The following is a 15,893-nucleotide window of genomic DNA, read 5'->3' on the forward strand; positions in this document are numbered from 1 at the left end:
GTTCGACTGCTTCTAATCGGTGAGTTCACAGCCCGCTGGGGCGCGATCCGTGCGCAAGCATCACTGATGTAGGCAATGGCAGTGCTCGCCCGGGGAATGACGCCCTGTCGTCCATTGGCCTCCGTCGGGCATGACGGTCCGCGGAATTTCTCCGACGGGCCGTTTCGGCTCCTCCGGCTGCTTGCGGGAAGGCCGAACCCACGAAAATGTCCCCCACACACCAAAGATGGAGATACGGAACCCTTTCCATCCTCGGTCTGAGCTGGCCAGATGCAGGCTGAGGCCGGCCTGGACGAGGCTCGTGATCCGGGTGGTCGAGAAGCGGAGCTTGCGGAGGAGTCGCCAGGACTTGAGGATGGCGATGGCTTGCTCGACGAGGGCACGAGGCCTCGCGTGGGACCGGTTGACTGCCTGCTGACCTGCGGAGAGCGTCTCCCACCTGCCTCGGTAGGGAACACGGACCGTGCCTCCGGCAATGTGACACCCCTTGTCCGCCCAGCAGTTGGCGCCTGCCTCGGCGAGCGCGTCGACGATGCCGTGCTCGCACGATCACGCCGCGCTCGAGCATCAGCTCCGCGACCTCACGGAAGCTGAGCGGGAACCGGAAGTACAGCCACACGCAGTGGGAGATCACCTCGACCCGGGTACTGGTGCCCCCTGTACGACGCCGACGCGCTCCCCACGGACGATCCCCTTCCACCGTGATCAACTCGGAGATCAACCCACTCGCTCAGCCAACGTGACAGCGCCTGTACTCGACCCATCCGTCTCCGGCGTCGTCTGCCGGCGCTCGTCGTACTCCCACCGGGGGCACGGTAGGGCTCTCATGATCGGGGACACCCACCCGATCGCCGACGACCGCCATGCAGCAACGGGGCTGTCAAGGCTCAGGCATTCCAGCCGGGCCGCCCACACCCATTGACGGACGCTCCTACCGCGGCGAGTCGCGACAGACTCGCAGATCAGGGTGGCCATGGGGAGGACCACTGGCTAGTTGCCGAACGCAACGGCGACAACGCTCCCGCCATAGAGCCGTCAAACGGTGACAGGAATGTGAGACACGAGCCCCCACAGGGAGCAATAAAGACCCTCCGACCTGGGCATTCGGCTTGATCACTAGAGTCCGCCCCTAGCTTACGGGGCATCCGTGGAGTCCATCAGTTCCACTGGGCGCAAGGAAAGACCAGGTCAGACGCCTCTCGGCTGCCGCCTCTCCTACAGTCCGTGAGAAATGTGTGAGAGGCGGCAGCCGTCTGTCAGCCCTACTCCTCCGCATCGGCCGGGCACCGCGTCTTGCCGTCGACGACTGCGTCTTACCCTTGCCGGTGAGGATGAGCTCACTGCCGGACCATCCCTATTGAATCGGCGTGTTGAAGCCGATCTGACAGGGTGGCGCGATGAGCAAGTGGCGTGTGTTCTGGGTCCCCAAGCCGGCGCCGATCACCTCACCGCGCGTACCTGTTCTGGCGGGCTGGACGGACCTGGCGGAGCGCGAGGCGTCGACCGGCATCCGTCCGGGCGACCCGATTCTGCTGGCGCCGGACTACCGCATCGACGAACTCCTCAGCCTGTACACGCGCAGTAGCCAGTTCTGCAGATACACCAGGGAGACGAAGCGGAACTACATCACGGACATCTGCCTGTTCCTCAACTTCCTGTGGCAGCGCGGAAAGGTCTGGACGCAGGCGGTGGAGTCGGATGTCGACGACTTCCAGTTCTGGCGCCGGTTGTCGACCGAGAACCCGGTGCGGGTGGGCGGGAACAAGTGGAACCGTGAACTGGCCGCGCTGGTGAACCTGTACACGTGGGCGACGAAACCGTGCACCGAGTTTCTGCCGCGCAATCCGGTGCCGGTGCACGGGGTGATGGGTCGGCACGGGCAGGTCGTCGAGGTGCCGGACGGGAAGGCGAAGGACGCCCGGGGCAGCAACGTCCACTGGCTGACACCTCGTAGGTTCCGACTATGGGTGGACGTCGGACTGCGCGGCTACGGCGCTGACGGGCTGCCCTCGCCGGACTGGGTGGGCCGGCTGGAGAGCCGCAACGTTGCGTTTGTCCGCTTGTTGGACCTCTTCGGGGGTGCGGCGGCTGGAAGGCGCTTCGCTGTTGACGTTTGAGGTGCCGTCACTGCGCCTGGAAGGCGGCCGTTACTACACGGGGCGCCTCGCGGCGGCCGTTACGCGCTCCAAGAAGGCCCGTACCTACTACGTCGAGGCTCATGTCGTGGGCGATATCGAGAGCTACGTCGAGTCCTCGCGCGCCGACGCCATCCGCACGGCCCAGGCCCGAGGTCGGTACGACGGCGTGCGGGACATGCGGGTGGTCACCCGGTTGAGCCGGGGACCGAAGCCGGCGGTGTACTGGCGCGACCGCCAGGGTGTGATGGGCCGCATAGCACTGACGGAGGCGACCGCGGATGAACGGATGACGTGGTACACCGAGGGCCCGGCGGGAGTGGAGCCGTTGTGGCTGTGGCTGAACGAGATGGGGCTGCCGTTCCAGCCGCATTCGTGGAACAACGTCTTCACGGCGGCGAACCAGCGGTGCCGGGCGGTGCTGGATCCAGACCGGGAGCATCGGCTGGACCCGCATCGCAGCCGGGCGCCGTATGCGACGCCGCATTCCTGTCGGCACATTGTCTCCGCTTAGTTTCCGTGTGGCGATTGACTCCAACTGGGGCGACGACCTGGCGGTTTGGGCTTTGCGCTGAGGCGTGTGGTGTTTCTACTGTCGCCACTCATGATCCTGAACTTCTTCTCGTCCCGGGGCTGGCAGTCCTGGGACGTCGAGCATCGGCCACTGATCCCCGAGGGGATGCCCGTGCTCATCGACGACGACCTGTGCTTCGAGGACGGCCCGGCCGCGCCGCGTCCGACGGCAGTGGTGAACCGGTGGCTGCGCGAGCTCCCGGCGAGCGGGGCGCCGGCGCCGAGCTCGTGGGAAAACTACGCACGGGTGGTCAAGGAATGGATGGAGTTCCTGGCCGAGCACGGGGTGGAGCTGTTCGACTCGCGGGTACGGCTGAAGGATGCGTTGAGCCGGTACGCCGAGCATCGGGCGGCGGGTCCGTTGAAGGCCCGGTTCGCGGCGACGACGTGGGGCCAGCACATGAGCATCCTGTCGCTGTTCTACCGGTGGGCGATGCACGAGGAGTACGCGACGGCCGAGCCGTTCACCTACCGCGCCGCGCGGGCCCTGTTCGCCGGGACCGGCCGGGAGGTGAAGGTGAACCTGGCGGTCCGCCGCACCCCCAAGCCGCACGTGACGATCAAGTACCTGGAGCCGGACTTCGCCGAGCTGTTCCACAAAGGGCTGCGCGGGCTCGCCCCGGACGGCTCGCAGGACACCGGTTTCCACGGGCGGGAGCTGACCCGCAACGCGGCGGTCGGGGATCACGCGCTGGCCACCGGGATGCGGCTGCAGGAGTTCACCTACCTGCTGCCCTGGGAGATCCCCGCCCTGCCGCCGGAGCCGACCGCGGTTCCCATCCCGTTCCCGGTGCCGGCCGGAATCACCAAGGGCAAGAAGTTCCGCACCACGTGGACCTCTTACGAGGCCCTGGCCGGGCTGCACGATTATGTCGAGCTGGATCGGGCCGCCACGACGGACGGCTCGCTCTGGCGGCCGCCACGGCGGTGGGGTGAACCGCTGCTGGTGAGCGAGCCGGACGCCCGGGGAGGACTGATCAACGGGGTCCGACGCCCCTGGGAGTCACTGACTCCGGCCGAGCGGCGTCGCCTGGTCGCCCCGGAGGGCGGATCATGCCTGCTCGCGGTGAAGAACGGCGGCGGCCCATTCACTGCCTGGGCCACGGTCTTCGAGCGCACATCCGACCGGATCCGGGCCCGCTTCGAGCCCCGGTTCCCGCACGTCTGGCCCCACCGATGCCGTCACACCTTCTCCATGAGGACCCTCGAATACCTGGTCACCGGGCACTACCGGCAGGCCGCGAAGCTCGTGCGGGACACCGATGCCGACGCCGCTCTGGTCTTCTACCTGAGCAAGGCTGACCCACTGCTGGTGCTTCGTGATCTTCTAGGGCATTCCACCGTCCTCACCACGGAAAAATATCTCCGGCGCTTGGACACGACGCGCATCTTCCGGGAGGCATATGAGGGGGCCGGCGCCGCGGCCGGGCTGACCGACGATGCGGGCGCCGATCGGGAAGTCGCCGCCGAGTTCGACGACGACGTCGAGGACGGGGCTCTCTGATGCCGACCATGCTGAACGACCAACCTCTGGGAATCACCTGCGTGTTCAGCGATGGAAGCCGTGCGGCGTTCTCGCTGGACGGCTTGCCGAACCCGTTGCTGGCGCGGCAGTTGGCCACCGGCCTGGTGGATGTGATCCACCCGCACGGCACTGCGGATTCCGCGGGCACAGTCAACCATTACGTCCAGGCGATTCGGGGCATGGTGCGGACCCTGGCTGCGCAGGGCTTCATCGGTGGCCTTGACCAGCTCAGACGAGGCAGGCTGGCCGAGTATTTGATGGGATGCTCGGGCGGCCGGGAGGCGTGCACCCGCGCGATGGTCGAGGCGTTCGGTCAGGCCGGCGGTTCGTTGGCGGACGGCGTGCTGGAGCTCGCGGCCGGACGGAATTTCAACGTTCAGCCCAACCACCACGCCCTGCCTCCCTACTCGGAGAATGAGTGGCAGCGGCTGGGCGACCTCTGTCGACGGCTCGTCGAGGAGTCGTACGCGGCCCACCGGCAGGCCCTGACCGCTGTTGCTCACGGACAGCATCCCGCCGAGGGCGGATGGACTCCCCAGAATCTTCGCTGGCTGCTGGCCACCGTCGGGCCGGTGAGCATCTCCGAGTTCGGCCGCAACGTCGGCATGTCGGCCGCTGTGGTCCACCGCCGCGGCGGTTTCCACGACGCGACGCAGGCCCTGTTCCCTCATCTGGAAGTGCTCATCGCCTACCGGCTGTTGTTCGGTATCTACTCCGGGATCGTGCCGGACGGCATCGAGGACCTGGTCACGCAGGATGTCGACTGGGCTGGGGACTCCACGATCCTGCTCTCTTACGTCAAGGGCCGCACCGCGGCCGAGAGCCTGAATCTGCCGCGCAGGGCCGTGCGCCTGCTGGAGCAGTGGCTGGCCCACTCCACGCTGCTGCGGAGCTTCGTTTCGCCGGACGAGGGCCGCAAACTGTGGTTGGGGCTGAGCCGGGCCGGCGGTGACCGCCGGGTGAGGAAGTTCGACCGCGTCGCCATTCAGCGGTGGGTCTTGCGGCACCAGCTGGTCGGGGACGACGGACAGCTCTTGAAGATCCACCGGTCCCGGATCCGCACCACGCACGAGGCGATGCGGGACAAGAGCGCGTGGAACGGCAGCGGCCGGGCCACCATCGACCCGAACCACACCCCCGCCGTCGAAGGCGACCACTATCTGACGGCCGCAACCCCCGCCCAGCAACGTGCTGTCGAGGCCGTGATCGAAGACGCCCAGCATGACCTGCTGCGCAGGTCGCATCCACCGACGGTGATCACCGAGGACGAGGCCGCCGCTCTGGCCGAGGGCTATCCGCAGCTGGTGGCGGACCTTGCCCTGGACGACGAGGTGATCGCCGAACTCGTCGGCGGACAGCGGGATGTGTTCACCGCTGCCTGCGGCGATCAGCTGTCCGGACTACATGGCCCGAAGGGCAAGCCCTGCCCGGCCCGCCCCTGGGTTTGCCTGTTGTGTCCCCTGGCGGTGTTCGCGCCACGGCATGCGGTCAGCCTGCTGCGGCTGAAGGCGTTCTTCTCCCGGCAGTGGCAGCAGATGCCCGCCGCCCACTTCATGGCGGTCTTCGGCCCCTATGCCGCCCGCATCCAGCAGGTCCTGGACCGCTTCGATCCGGCCGTGGTCACCTCGGCCGCAGCCCAAGTCACCGACCAGGATGACGAACTTCCCCTGCGACCTGAGGAGATGAGCGCATGAGCACGGCTCTCGCCCTCGCCTTCGACGGACGCTCCGCCGTCTTTGCAGGCGCCGATATCTGCGACGAAGCCGGTCTGACCCTTCCGGACAACGCCGCTCGCCCCGCGTTCGAGGATGACATCTGGGACTTCACCCACGTCATCGGCTTGCCGACCCAGTTGAGCCCCTCGGTGAGGCGCTTCGACTTCACCCTGATCACAGACTCGCGTTGGCGACTGGTGGCCAAGGAACTGGTCCTGGCGATGCTCGCACCACGCCACCAGACGGTCGCCCCGTTGCCCCGCGCGTTCCGCAACCCGCTCCACGTCACCAGTTGCCGCAGCCGTCTCGACGAACTCGTCCGCTTCTTCAACTGGCTGAGCGAACGGGCGACCAGCAGCCTGCAGCAGATCACCACCCGGGACTGTGAGGCATACCTGGCTCACCGCCGCTACGTGCTCGACGAGGACGGAGCCGTGCTCGGCGAGAACAGCCACGCGACCAGGAGATCCGCCGCCCTGGTCGTCGTCGACCTGGTGAACTACCGCGACCTGTTCACCGCCGACCGCGTCCCCGCCGAGCTGCGGCCCTGGGGCGGCGCCACCGCCTCCGCCGTCGCAGAGATGCCCAGCGGCCGAGACGAGAACAAGACCCAACCGGTCACGGACGAGATCATGCAGCCGATGCTCGCGGCCGCCCTCTACCTGATGTCCACACTGGGCCCGCACGCCGTCGACCTGGCACACAAGATCCGTGAATCCGACCGCCACTCGGCCCGACGAGCACAAGGACTCCGGCGGGTCGGGCCCAAGAACCGCGTCCCGGTCCGGGAGCTCAGCGAAATCCTCGCCGAGTACACGCGAACGTGCACAGCCCTGCCCATGCTGGAGGACCATTACGTCGCGAAGCGCCTCGACAAGGGGTGGGCTGAGGACGACCCCCTTCTCCTGGTGGCCATGGGCACCCTCGCCCGCCGGGCCGGGCTGAGCCAGTTCTGCCATCCATGGCTGCCCACTATGAGGCCGGCACTGGAAGACGCCCTCGCGCAGGTCGGCGTCGAGAGACCGTTCGGCCGCGATGTCGACCTGGTCCCCGCGGCCGACGGAACAACGTCACTGCCCTGGACCCTGCCGTTGTCCCGGCTCCAGGCCGTCGCCCTGGTCGGCATCGTCCGCACCGCCGCGATCATCACCGCTGCCGCTATCTCAGGCATGCGTGCGAGTGAGCTGATGGAGTTGCGCATCGGCTGCCGACGACCGCCCGAAGAGTCCGTCCCGGGCCTGACCCGCTACCGGATCGCCAGCAAGATCGTCAAAGGGCAGCCGCTGGGCGGCACCGACGACGAGTGGGTCGTCATCGAGCCGGTCTATCGAGCGATCGAACTCCTCGAGCAACTGCACGACGCCCCGGCAGAAGGGGCCCTGCTGATCGGCAGGTTCTCCTTCAACGTCCGCTTCAAGTGGTTCAAGAACTGGGCCAACTCCGAGGCCGGAAGGCGCCTTGGCCTGGCACCAATCCCCGGGGGACCCGTCAACCTGCGGATGCTGCGGCGCACTTTGTCCCTGGAAATGGCCTACCGGCCCGGCGGCGTCCTGGCCACCAAGATCCACATGAAACATATCGCCGTGGCCACAACGGAAGGCTACGCCTCGCGCCCTGGCGGAGCCCAGGCCGAGCTGTTGGCCGAGGTCAACAAGCACGAGAGCGAGCGCAATCTCCAGCTGGTACTGGAGGAGTTCCGAAACTACCAGCAGGGCGTTCTGCCCGCCGGTCCCGGCGCCCGCAGCCTCACCGAGTTCTTCGCCAGCATCGATGACCAGCTCGATGCGGCCTCGGCCGCGGCCCCCAAAGCCCAACGCAACGACCGCGACGTCCTCAACCTCTTGACCAAACGCGCCAGCGTCCTGCACCTCGGACCGGCGAACTATTGCTGGTTCACCGACCCTTCCCGGGCGCTCTGCCTCAAACTCGCGGGCACCCCCACCGCGGACCGTCCGCTGATCGGGATGTGTGACTCCGCCCGCTGCCCGCAGGCCACCCACCACCCCGGCCACCGCCCCGTCTGGGCCGAGCACGCCGACAGAACAAAGATCTTCATCGGCCAACTCGGCACGACCCGCAAGACCGAACGCACCCGACTCCAGGCCGACTACGACCGCGCCCTCCGGGTCGTCGCCGAAATCGACGCCGCCAGCGCCACCATGGACGAGGAGCCCGCATGAGAATCTCCGCAGCTCAGCGCACCGAGAACGAGAACCGCATCCGGGCCGCCATGGACCGGCTCCTGCGCGGCGAGATCCCGCCCGGCGGAAAATGCGACATCAAGACCCTCGCCCGCGAAGCGGGCGTCGACCGCACCGCCTTCTACGGCACCCGCCCCTACGCTCACCTCCGCACCGAGTTCGAACGGCGCCTCCAGGCACTGCAAGATGCCGGCGAGATACCCGATCCCCGCGAGGCCCAGATCGCCCGGCTCAAGGCGGAGGTCACCAAGCTCAAGGAGCGGCTGGCGAATTCGGAGCAGTCGATCGACGAGCTCGCCGACTTCCGTGATCAGGCCCTGGCCCGGCTCGCCGCCCAGCACGAAGAGATCGTCCACCTGCGTCGGACCACGGCTGCCGCGAGCCGTGTCACGCGACTTCCCGCAGCCCGATCGTCAGCGACGGTCATCGGGTCGTGCAGCTGAGATGCGGCCTAGTCATGGCCCGAAGCAAGGGAGCCGAGGACGCGACGACGAACAGGCCGAACAGCGTGATCGGCAGCAGCCCGACCGGACGCAGCAGCCACGCAGGATCCTCTTGCAACTGCGGCCAGTTGACGATCCAGTTCGCGATGAAGTCCATCACCATCACACCGCTCGCCAACCGGACGCCCTTGGGACGCACAAGCCCCACGAGGACGACGACCAGCGGATCGAGGACCACCAAGCTGACGAAGAACACCTGCAGCGGGACCGGAGCGAAGGATGCATAGGCATGGATGCCGCCCCGGATCAGATCCAGGCAATGGGCACCGGCCCCCTCCAGGAAACCGATCAAGTACACCGCGAGGGCCCATCTCGCCCACGGTGGTTGACCACTCCATCGCTCTCGCACTCGCCCCCGCATCAGGCCAGCCTATGCAGCCCGCCGCGCGTCAACGGCAGGGAGGGGACACCTCGCACGATGAGTGATCTGCCTCACAGCGGCATCGGTGCAATGCAACACAGCCGGTGGTCGGCGTCGCGAACGCCGCGTCCGCAGACGGCCAGCTCAATCACCACACGGGTCCATCCGCACACGGCCTCTGCGGACACAAGCCGGAGCCTGGCCTGGCACATCGCCCGCCGCCCCGGCGGCCTGGTCGCGCTCGCCATTCAGTACGGCCATCTACGCACGTCCGTAGCGGCCGGATACGCCGCGCGCAGCCGGGACGGCATCCACGACCTCCTCGACGTCGAGACGGCCCGCGCCACCATCGACACCGTCGCCGACCTGAACGCCGCTCTCGAGGACGGCGCCGGCATCTCCGGGCCCGCCGCCCGCCGGGCCATCAGGGCCGCCGCCACCGCACCCCAGTACACCGGCACCGTCATCACCGCACGGCAGGCCCGCCAGATCCTCGCCAACCCCCACCTGGCCGTCCACGACAATCCCCACACACTGCTGATGTGCGTCTACAAACGCGACAAAGCCCTGTGCCACCGCGACCTCAAGGACACCCCCAGCCTCGACCAGTGCGTCCCCGCCTGCGCGAACATCGCCCGCACCGATCAGCACGCCACCGGCCTCCGCCGCCGCGCCACCGCGCTCGACCAGCAGGCAGCTCACGTCCCCGGCCCGCTCGGCGAGCGCCTGCGCGACAACGCCACCCGGCTGCGCGACCTCGCCGACGCCCACCACCGCACCCGCACCACCCTCCAGGACGGCACCGCATGAGCCCCGCACCCGATGAACGCGACCGCATCCGCGCGGCCATGGACCGCATCCTGCACGGAACCGCCCAGCACTCCACCGGCGCGCTGACAATCGTCGCCCTCGCCCAGGAAGCCGGCGTACCCCGCAACGCCCTCACCCAGCGCCACCTCGACCTCAAGAACGACTTCTACACGCAGGTAAGGGCCTGCGGACAGACGCCGGACTCCGAGATCCGCCTGAGACAGCAGATCGTCAAACTGAAGGAACTCCGCGCCAAGGACGCCACCGAACTCGCCCAGCTGCGCACCGACGTCGACCACCTCGTCCGCGTGGTCAACCAACTGACCGCGCACAACCGGCAGCTGCTCCACGCGCTGTCCCAGCCCGACGCACCGGTCCGGGCTCTGCCGACCCAGCCGCACCCAGACGGGAGGCACTGAGTCGTCAACGATTGCTCCAAGCCGTGTTCGCGGGCTACGTGGCTTGCGGTGACGGCGAGTTCGCCCCCTGCGGCGGCCACTGCGTCGGGCGCCGCAGTCTTGCGGTCACATCACCGTTTCGGCTCGATGAGGCGACGGACGGCCTCTTCGGCCACGCCCCGGTAGCGGGCTGGGGACTCAGCGCTGCTGCCGGAGGCGCTGGCCCAGTAGGTGGCGATGACCAGGATGAGCTGCAGGAGCTCGTCGGGATCCCAGACAGGGTCGACCAGCCCTGCCTCCTGTGCCTGGCGCACCACGGCCGCCTTCTCCGCGTGGTGCGCGGTGACGGCATCAAGGGTGAGCGCCCTCTCGCACTGCTCCTCCAGCCGGGTCCAGCTCAGCATCCTCAGATCATCGGGATGCCGGAAGAAGTGCTCCACCAGATGGCCGGTATAGGCGATCAGGTCGTCTCCCTCGATACGCACCGCGTTGTAGACGTGCTCCATGGCGGCGCGGATCACCTCGTCGAACAGGCGCTGCTTGTCGCCGAAGTACGCGTAGAGGCGCTCCTTGCTGGCTCCCGCCTCCCGCGCGATGCGGTCGATGCGGGCCCCCGTCACGCCGTGCAGGGCGAATTCGGCTTGCGCGGCCTGCAGAATGCGGGCCTTCGCGTCCTCGGCTGATCTCCTCATGACCCCAGGATACATACGAACTATTTTGTTTGTATGCTGCGGGGTGACCCAGCATGCGCGGACCTACGCGGAGGCAAGCAGATGAACCGGAACATGACCGGCAGGACCGTTGTGATCACCGGAGCGAGTTCCGGGATCGGCGCCGAGGCGGCACGGCAGCTCGTCCGGCAGGGAGCCACCGTGGTGCCCGTCGGGGCGTCGAAGGAGACGACCGCCGCCATCGCCGAGGAACTCGGGGTCGAGCCGCTGACCGCGGACTACACGCGGCTGGCCGAGGTCCACTCCCTCGCCGAGCGACTGCTCGAACGGTGCCCCACCATTGACGTGCTGGCCCACAACGCCGGCGCCATGGTTCCCGAGCGGCGCATCACCGAGGACGGGCATGAGACGTCGCTGCAGATCAACTACCTCGCCCCCTTCCTGTTGCAGTCGCTGCTGCACGAGCGGCTCAGCGCGTCCCGAACCCACACCATCGTCACCAGCAGCGTGGCCCACTGGAACGGCCGGATCCGGCTCGACGACCTTTCCTTCGACAAACGCAGCTACTCAACCTCCACCGCCTACGCCGACTCCAAGCTCGCCGACCTGCTCTTCACCAGGGAACTCGGCCGGCGCACGCCGCAGACCGGGATCACTGCCGCCGCGTTCCACCCCGGGGTCGTAAATTCCAGCCTGGGCAGGGGCGCAGCAGGCATCACTCATCTGATGTACAACACCCGTCTCGGCCGCATGCTGATGATCGACAACGAAGAGGGCGCAGCGCCACTCGTGCACCTCGCCACCATCGCCGACCCGCACAGCATCAACGGCCAGTACTTCAACAAGATGAAGGCCGACTCCCGGACCTCGAAGCAGGCCCGCAACCCCGAACTCGCCCAGAGGCTGTGGGCGCACACGGAGACCATGCTCAGCCTGAGCAGCAACCAATGACGAAGGACCCAGGCCGCCGTTCGCATGCCACTCGGTTGTGAGCGCGCGTCCGGACGGCTACGCCGTTTCACGGAACGCTGCCTCGTCTGGAACGTGGGGTCATCGTTGCCAAAAGCCAGTTGAGATGGTGCCTTCGATGGGGAAGGGTCTGTGATCATGGAGTTCTTGAGCTACGGAGGGGCCGGGGCGATGTCATCTCCGGCCCACATTGACCTGGGACAGGAGCGGTGACGGTGGCGATGCGGGCGGTTCCACTGGTGGGCGGGCCGGTGGAGATACGGGGCGCGCTGGACCTGGAGCCCACACAGACAGGGGTGATGCCGCGCCGGTTGCCGGCGTGGACCAAGGAGCAGTACCAGGATCCGTCGGTCTACGGGGTGACCGTGATGCCTTCGGGGGTGCGGCTGGTGTTCCGCACCGATGCGCACACATTGGAGTTCGAGGTACTCACCTCGACCGTCCAGCTCGACTCCGACCCCCACCCTCGCCCGACCGGGATGCTGGAGTTGCTGGTGGACGGCGTCCTGGCCGGGCGTCAGCAGACGCCGGTGGGCAACGTGCTGCGGATGACGGACTCCTGGGCCGTACAGGGACTCATCCAGGGCGAACCAGCAACCGTACGGTTCGCCGGGCTGCCGGCCGGTATGAAGGACGTCGAGTTGTGGCTGCCACAGCAGACCCCGACGGAACTGGTGGCACTGCGCGCTGACGGCGACGTACTGGCACCGCTGCCGGACGGGCGGCGCCGCTGGGTGCACGACGGCAGTTCCATCAGCCACTGCATCGAGGCCGACGGCCCGACCGGGACCTGGCCGGTGGTGGCAGCTGCGCTCGGCGGGGTGGAGGTGATCAACCTCAGCCAGGCGGGCAACGCGCTGCTGGATCCCTATGTCGCCCGGACGATCCGCGATACGCCTGCCGACCTGATCAGCCTCAAGGTAGGCATCAACATCGTGAGCCTGTCCGCCTTCCGGCTGCGGACGTTCGGGCCCGCGGTACACGGATTCCTGGACACCATCCGGGACGGGCACCCGGACACCCCACTGCTGTTGATCTCTCCGGTGAGCTGTCCGGTCGTGGAGGAGACCCCTGGCCCGACCACGACCGGCCCGGACGGCAGGCTCGCTGCCCTGGGCGACCCGGCCGATGTGGCCGGCGGGGCATTGTCGCTGGCGGTGGTCCGTGCCGAGCTGGCCCGGATCGCTGCGGCACGACAAGCGTCCGATCCCCACCTCCACTATCTCGACGGACGCGAACTGCTCGGCCCCAACGAGGCAGACGACCTGGCCGACGGCCTTCACCCCACCGCCGCCGCGTACCGTCGCATGGGCAAGCGCTTTGCAGCCCACGCCTTCGCGACCGACGGTCCCTTCCGCTGAGTGAGCTGGGCTCCACACCTCGCACCAGGTGTGGAGCTTCCACGCTCCTCCGACCTGACAGTGTCTCCCCCAGGTCTTGGACGCCAGCTCCTTGCCATCACGGGCCAGCCCTCCGGCCAGTTCGGGGCACAGCCGTCCATGAGGGCTTTCAGGGAGCTGGCGGCGGAGGGGGAGGACTCGCGGTGCCTTCGGAGGGCTGTGGTGGCAGGGAACCCGGCGGAGTGAACCTCGGGGGTGGGAGACGCCGTGAACCGCTGTGCTGACGTGGAGGTTGACGACAGCGTGACCGTCGTGGTTTCTGCGCGTTGGGCAAGGTGACACGCGTGCATCAGAGTGTGGTGCGGTCCCAGTTCTCGCCGGCGTGGGGTTGGGGAACCGCGGGTGCTGACGACCGTCCTGTCAAGGCAGGTGGCCCCTGGTCTTCCCCTCGAAGACCAGGGGCTATCGACTTTCCTCGCTGGTGCGAATTGGCCGGTGGAGCCGTCGTGGTGGTGCGACAATGAGGCCGGTTTGAGGACTCGGTGACCTCTTGGCGGGACTGCTGACCGTCAGGGCCGATGCCATCAGTCGCGTTGGGCCTCACGGGAGGCCGGCTGTCCGCTCCTGCGGTTGGGTCGGCCGCGCGGAACAGGACCTGCCTCGGCAGGCACCTCACCGCGCGGCCGACCCGACCGCCTGGCTGATGCTCCACCGCCGCCTGGCCCGCGACTACGAGACCCTCCCGGCCCGCTCCGAGGCCATGATCCACCTGGCCATGTCCGACCTGATGGCCCGCCGCCTCACCGGCGAGGCAACCGTCTCCTGGCGCGACCCGGCATCGACGGATCAAAGCCGCATCCAGGGATGAAACAACGGGAGAAAACGACCTCTAAGCCGGCGCCCCCCGGTGCCGCGGCGCGCAAGTGGGCACACGCATGGGTGTTGCGGCACCGCGGTCCTCCTCCAGAAGCAGCGACCGGAACTGAGCGTTTTCCAACCTCACGTTGACGCGTGGTGAAGGACGAGGACGGCCTTCACCATGTCGGTGATCCGGTTGGTGCTGCAGCGGAGCTTCCGCAGAAGACGCCAGCCCTTGAGCGTGGCCATAGCTCGTTCGCCGGCGCATCGGATCTTGGCGTGACTGGTGTTGTGGCGGCGCTTCCACCCCTTCAGACGGCGACCGCGGAACGGGACTCGAACAGGCCCGCCGGCGCCTTGATACGCCTTGTCCGCCCAGCACTTCAGGCCCGCCTCGGTGAGCGCGTCGATGATTCCGTGGTGTCGGGTAGCAGTGAGGTCGTGGGTCGATCCGGGCAGGGCGGGCGAGGCCCAGAGCAGGCGTCCGAATGGATCGGCGAGGACCTGGATGTTCATGCCGTGGCGCTTGTGTTTCCCGGAGTAGTACGGGGAGTCCGCAGCGATCCGGTCGATCGGCAGCAGAGTGCCGTCCAGGATCACGAACGCCTTCTCGCGGATCGTCCGCATCGCCTCGGCGAGTGAAGGCGCGAGGGCGGCCAGGGCCTCGACAGCTTCGCGTATATAGCGGTAGACCGTGGGAATCCCGATGCCGAATCCGGCAGCGAGCTGGGCGCAGGTATCACCGCACCGCAGGTGCGCGAGGGTGAGCAGAGCTAAGCGGCCGACGGCCAGACGTCGCCACCGTGTACCGATCTTCGCCCGCCGCGCGGCCAGTTGACCGGTAAGGAACCGCAGGGCTCGGCTGGACAGATCGATCGAGGATGAGTAGACAAGCATGCGAAGCTCCTGGCAGGCGCGGGTGATCTTGGTCAAGAACCCGTCTACCAGGAGCTTTGTCGTTGCGCAGGGGAGTCCAACTTGCGGTCAGTATCGGGATGTTGGAAATCGCTCAGTGTCATCGATCCCCCGCTGCGCAGCGCCTAGCCTTTCGCGCTGTCGACTGCGGTCTTGATCGTCGTGTGCGGGCGATTCTTCTCGAGGCTCGCGAGCCGGAGGATCACCTCATGTTGTGGCATGCCGGGCGTCGGCGGGGTGATGGGTGACGAGGAGTTGCCAGGTCAGTTCGGCCATCTCGTTCGGTGTGCGGGGGCTGTCGCGTTGGAGCCAGTCGGTGGCCACGCCGAGGAGTGCCCCGGCGGTGAATGCGGCGGGTACGTCGTGGGGGATGTCGGTCGTCGAGACGCTGTCCGGCGCAGCGCCGGCGTTGAGGCGCACCGTGACGTGGACGCTGGCGCAGATTCGGCTGCGGATGTGGTCGATGACGCGGGCGCTGCCCTGCGGTCCCAGGAGGCTGCGGTAGAGGCCGGCGTGTTCGGCGAGGTTCTCGAAGAACGCGACGAGTGAGCGGGCGGGTTCCGCATCCGGGGCCGCCAGCGCGGGGTCGAGGGCGGGGAGGGACTCGATGAGGGTGTCGATCGTCGCGGTGCAGGCGGCCTCGGCCAGTTCATGCACGTCCCGGTAGTGGTCGTAGAAGGTCGTGCGGTTAACCCCGGCCTGTTCCGCCACGTCCGCGACGCTGATCTGCCCCAGGTCCTGCTCCTCGACGAGCTTGATCAGCGCTCCCTGCAGGGCCGCGTGAGTACGCCGTACGCGGCGGTCGCCTGCCGGCGCGTTCCGTCGAGACGTGGTCATGGCCCACACTCTACCTAACCGACAAGTGTTGGTTTTCCAACTAGTGTCGGATATTGTGTTGTCTGAAGTGGACCTTCCGGTC

Annotated in this window: 14 protein-coding genes and 3 pseudogenes; 11 read left to right on the forward strand and 6 right to left on the reverse strand. The window is 67.7% G+C overall.

What is annotated here, in order from left to right; genetic code table 11:
• Positions 1-255 precede the first annotated feature (255 nt).
• Positions 256-543: pseudogene (locus AB0I77_RS22485) on the reverse strand (transposase family protein); the annotation flags it as partial.
• Position 544: 1 nt separating this feature from the next.
• Positions 545-637, reverse strand: a pseudogene (locus tag AB0I77_RS22490) (IS6 family transposase); the annotation flags it as partial.
• 760 nt (positions 638-1,397) lie between these two features.
• Between AB0I77_RS22490 and AB0I77_RS22495 the strand changes: the two are divergent.
• The 6 genes from AB0I77_RS22495 to AB0I77_RS22520 all read left to right on the forward strand — a co-directional run bounded on the left by AB0I77_RS22495 (position 1,398) and on the right by AB0I77_RS22520 (position 8,592).
• Entirely contained in the window at positions 1,398-2,117 is a 720-nt protein-coding gene (locus tag AB0I77_RS22495; protein WP_363284430.1) for a site-specific integrase, read from the forward strand.
• Entirely contained in the window at positions 2,107-2,649 is a 543-nt protein-coding gene (locus AB0I77_RS22500) for a hypothetical protein (RefSeq protein ID WP_363284431.1), read from the forward strand. Before AB0I77_RS22495 ends, AB0I77_RS22500 begins: the two co-directional genes overlap by 11 nt.
• Positions 2,650-2,739: 90 nt before the next feature.
• Positions 2,740-4,212 carry a site-specific integrase gene (locus tag AB0I77_RS22505; RefSeq protein WP_363284432.1) on the forward strand — a complete coding sequence of 491 codons (1,473 nt, stop codon included), beginning with the start codon at positions 2,740-2,742 and terminating at the stop codon, positions 4,210-4,212.
• Entirely contained in the window at positions 4,212-5,927 is a 1,716-nt protein-coding gene (locus tag AB0I77_RS22510; RefSeq protein WP_363284433.1) for a hypothetical protein, read from the forward strand. The genes AB0I77_RS22505 and AB0I77_RS22510 overlap by 1 nt, the downstream gene beginning before the upstream one ends.
• The gene (locus AB0I77_RS22515) at positions 5,924-8,128 is read left to right on the forward strand and encodes a site-specific integrase (RefSeq protein WP_363284434.1); all 2,205 of its coding nucleotides are present in this window, start codon (positions 5,924-5,926) and stop codon (positions 8,126-8,128) included. The genes AB0I77_RS22510 and AB0I77_RS22515 overlap by 4 nt, the downstream gene beginning before the upstream one ends.
• Entirely contained in the window at positions 8,125-8,592 is a 468-nt protein-coding gene (locus AB0I77_RS22520) for a hypothetical protein (protein ID WP_363284435.1), read from the forward strand. The genes AB0I77_RS22515 and AB0I77_RS22520 overlap by 4 nt, the downstream gene beginning before the upstream one ends.
• Here AB0I77_RS22520 and AB0I77_RS22525 read toward each other — a convergent pair.
• Complete coding sequence (locus AB0I77_RS22525; protein ID WP_363284436.1) at positions 8,573-8,950, reverse strand: hypothetical protein; 378 nt, start codon at positions 8,948-8,950, stop codon at positions 8,573-8,575. The genes AB0I77_RS22520 and AB0I77_RS22525 overlap by 20 nt on opposite strands.
• 120 nt (positions 8,951-9,070) lie before the next feature.
• On the opposite strand from AB0I77_RS22525, the gene AB0I77_RS22530 reads away from it, so the two are divergent.
• Both AB0I77_RS22530 and AB0I77_RS22535 read left to right on the forward strand, forming a co-directional pair.
• On the forward strand, positions 9,071-9,823 hold the full coding sequence (locus AB0I77_RS22530; RefSeq protein ID WP_363284437.1) for a hypothetical protein: 753 nt from the start codon (positions 9,071-9,073) through the stop codon (positions 9,821-9,823).
• The gene (locus tag AB0I77_RS22535; protein WP_363284438.1) at positions 9,820-10,242 is read left to right on the forward strand and encodes a hypothetical protein; all 423 of its coding nucleotides are present in this window, start codon (positions 9,820-9,822) and stop codon (positions 10,240-10,242) included. The genes AB0I77_RS22530 and AB0I77_RS22535 overlap by 4 nt, the downstream gene beginning before the upstream one ends.
• 110 nt (positions 10,243-10,352) lie before the next feature.
• Here the strand turns inward: AB0I77_RS22535 and AB0I77_RS22540 are convergent, their stop codons facing one another.
• Positions 10,353-10,913, reverse strand: coding sequence for a TetR family transcriptional regulator (locus AB0I77_RS22540; protein WP_363284439.1), 561 nt, complete (start codon positions 10,911-10,913; stop codon positions 10,353-10,355).
• A gap of 81 nt (positions 10,914-10,994) precedes the next feature.
• On the opposite strand from AB0I77_RS22540, the gene AB0I77_RS22545 reads away from it, so the two are divergent.
• The 3 genes and pseudogenes from AB0I77_RS22545 to AB0I77_RS22555 form a co-directional block, all read left to right on the forward strand.
• Positions 10,995-11,843, forward strand: coding sequence for an SDR family NAD(P)-dependent oxidoreductase (locus AB0I77_RS22545; protein ID WP_363284440.1), 849 nt, complete (start codon positions 10,995-10,997; stop codon positions 11,841-11,843).
• A 239-nt stretch (positions 11,844-12,082) separates the two neighbouring features.
• Entirely contained in the window at positions 12,083-13,222 is a 1,140-nt protein-coding gene (locus AB0I77_RS22550; RefSeq protein WP_363284441.1) for a GDSL-type esterase/lipase family protein, read from the forward strand.
• 676 nt (positions 13,223-13,898) lie between these two features.
• Positions 13,899-14,069: pseudogene (locus tag AB0I77_RS22555) on the forward strand (IS5/IS1182 family transposase); the annotation flags it as partial.
• A gap of 131 nt (positions 14,070-14,200) precedes the next feature.
• Here AB0I77_RS22555 and AB0I77_RS22560 read toward each other — a convergent pair.
• Complete coding sequence (locus AB0I77_RS22560) at positions 14,201-14,956, reverse strand: transposase family protein (RefSeq protein WP_363284442.1); 756 nt, start codon at positions 14,954-14,956, stop codon at positions 14,201-14,203.
• Positions 14,957-15,181: 225 nt separating this feature from the next.
• Positions 15,182-15,811 (reverse strand): TetR/AcrR family transcriptional regulator C-terminal domain-containing protein, encoded by a 630-nt coding sequence (locus tag AB0I77_RS22565; protein ID WP_363284443.1) that lies wholly within the window; start codon positions 15,809-15,811, stop codon positions 15,182-15,184.
• Positions 15,812-15,893 lie beyond the last annotated feature (82 nt).

The sequence above is a fragment of the Streptomyces sp. NPDC050619 genome, from assembly GCF_040654815.1.
Lineage (GTDB): Bacteria > Actinomycetota > Actinomycetes > Streptomycetales > Streptomycetaceae > Streptomyces.

What these genes read in the sequence shown, in the direction of transcription:
- AB0I77_RS22505 (WP_363284432.1), top strand. Translation starts at nt 2,740, where the DNA reads ATGATCCTGAACTTCTTCTCGTCCCGGGGCTGGCAGTCCTGGGACGTC.
- AB0I77_RS22535 (WP_363284438.1), top strand. Translation starts at nt 9,820, where the DNA reads ATGAGCCCCGCACCCGATGAACGCGACCGCATCCGCGCGGCCATGGAC.
- AB0I77_RS22565 (WP_363284443.1), bottom strand. Translation starts at nt 15,811, where the DNA reads ATGACCACGTCTCGACGGAACGCGCCGGCAGGCGACCGCCGCGTACGG.
- AB0I77_RS22560 (WP_363284442.1), bottom strand. Translation starts at nt 14,956, where the DNA reads ATGCTTGTCTACTCATCCTCGATCGATCTGTCCAGCCGAGCCCTGCGG.
- AB0I77_RS22515 (WP_363284434.1), top strand. Translation starts at nt 5,924, where the DNA reads ATGAGCACGGCTCTCGCCCTCGCCTTCGACGGACGCTCCGCCGTCTTT.
- AB0I77_RS22510 (WP_363284433.1), top strand. Translation starts at nt 4,212, where the DNA reads ATGCCGACCATGCTGAACGACCAACCTCTGGGAATCACCTGCGTGTTC.
- AB0I77_RS22550 (WP_363284441.1), top strand. Translation starts at nt 12,083, where the DNA reads ATGCGGGCGGTTCCACTGGTGGGCGGGCCGGTGGAGATACGGGGCGCG.
- AB0I77_RS22530 (WP_363284437.1), top strand. Translation starts at nt 9,071, where the DNA reads ATGAGTGATCTGCCTCACAGCGGCATCGGTGCAATGCAACACAGCCGG.
- AB0I77_RS22540 (WP_363284439.1), bottom strand. Translation starts at nt 10,913, where the DNA reads ATGAGGAGATCAGCCGAGGACGCGAAGGCCCGCATTCTGCAGGCCGCG.
- AB0I77_RS22520 (WP_363284435.1), top strand. Translation starts at nt 8,125, where the DNA reads ATGAGAATCTCCGCAGCTCAGCGCACCGAGAACGAGAACCGCATCCGG.
- AB0I77_RS22545 (WP_363284440.1), top strand. Translation starts at nt 10,995, where the DNA reads ATGAACCGGAACATGACCGGCAGGACCGTTGTGATCACCGGAGCGAGT.
- AB0I77_RS22495 (WP_363284430.1), top strand. Translation starts at nt 1,398, where the DNA reads ATGAGCAAGTGGCGTGTGTTCTGGGTCCCCAAGCCGGCGCCGATCACC.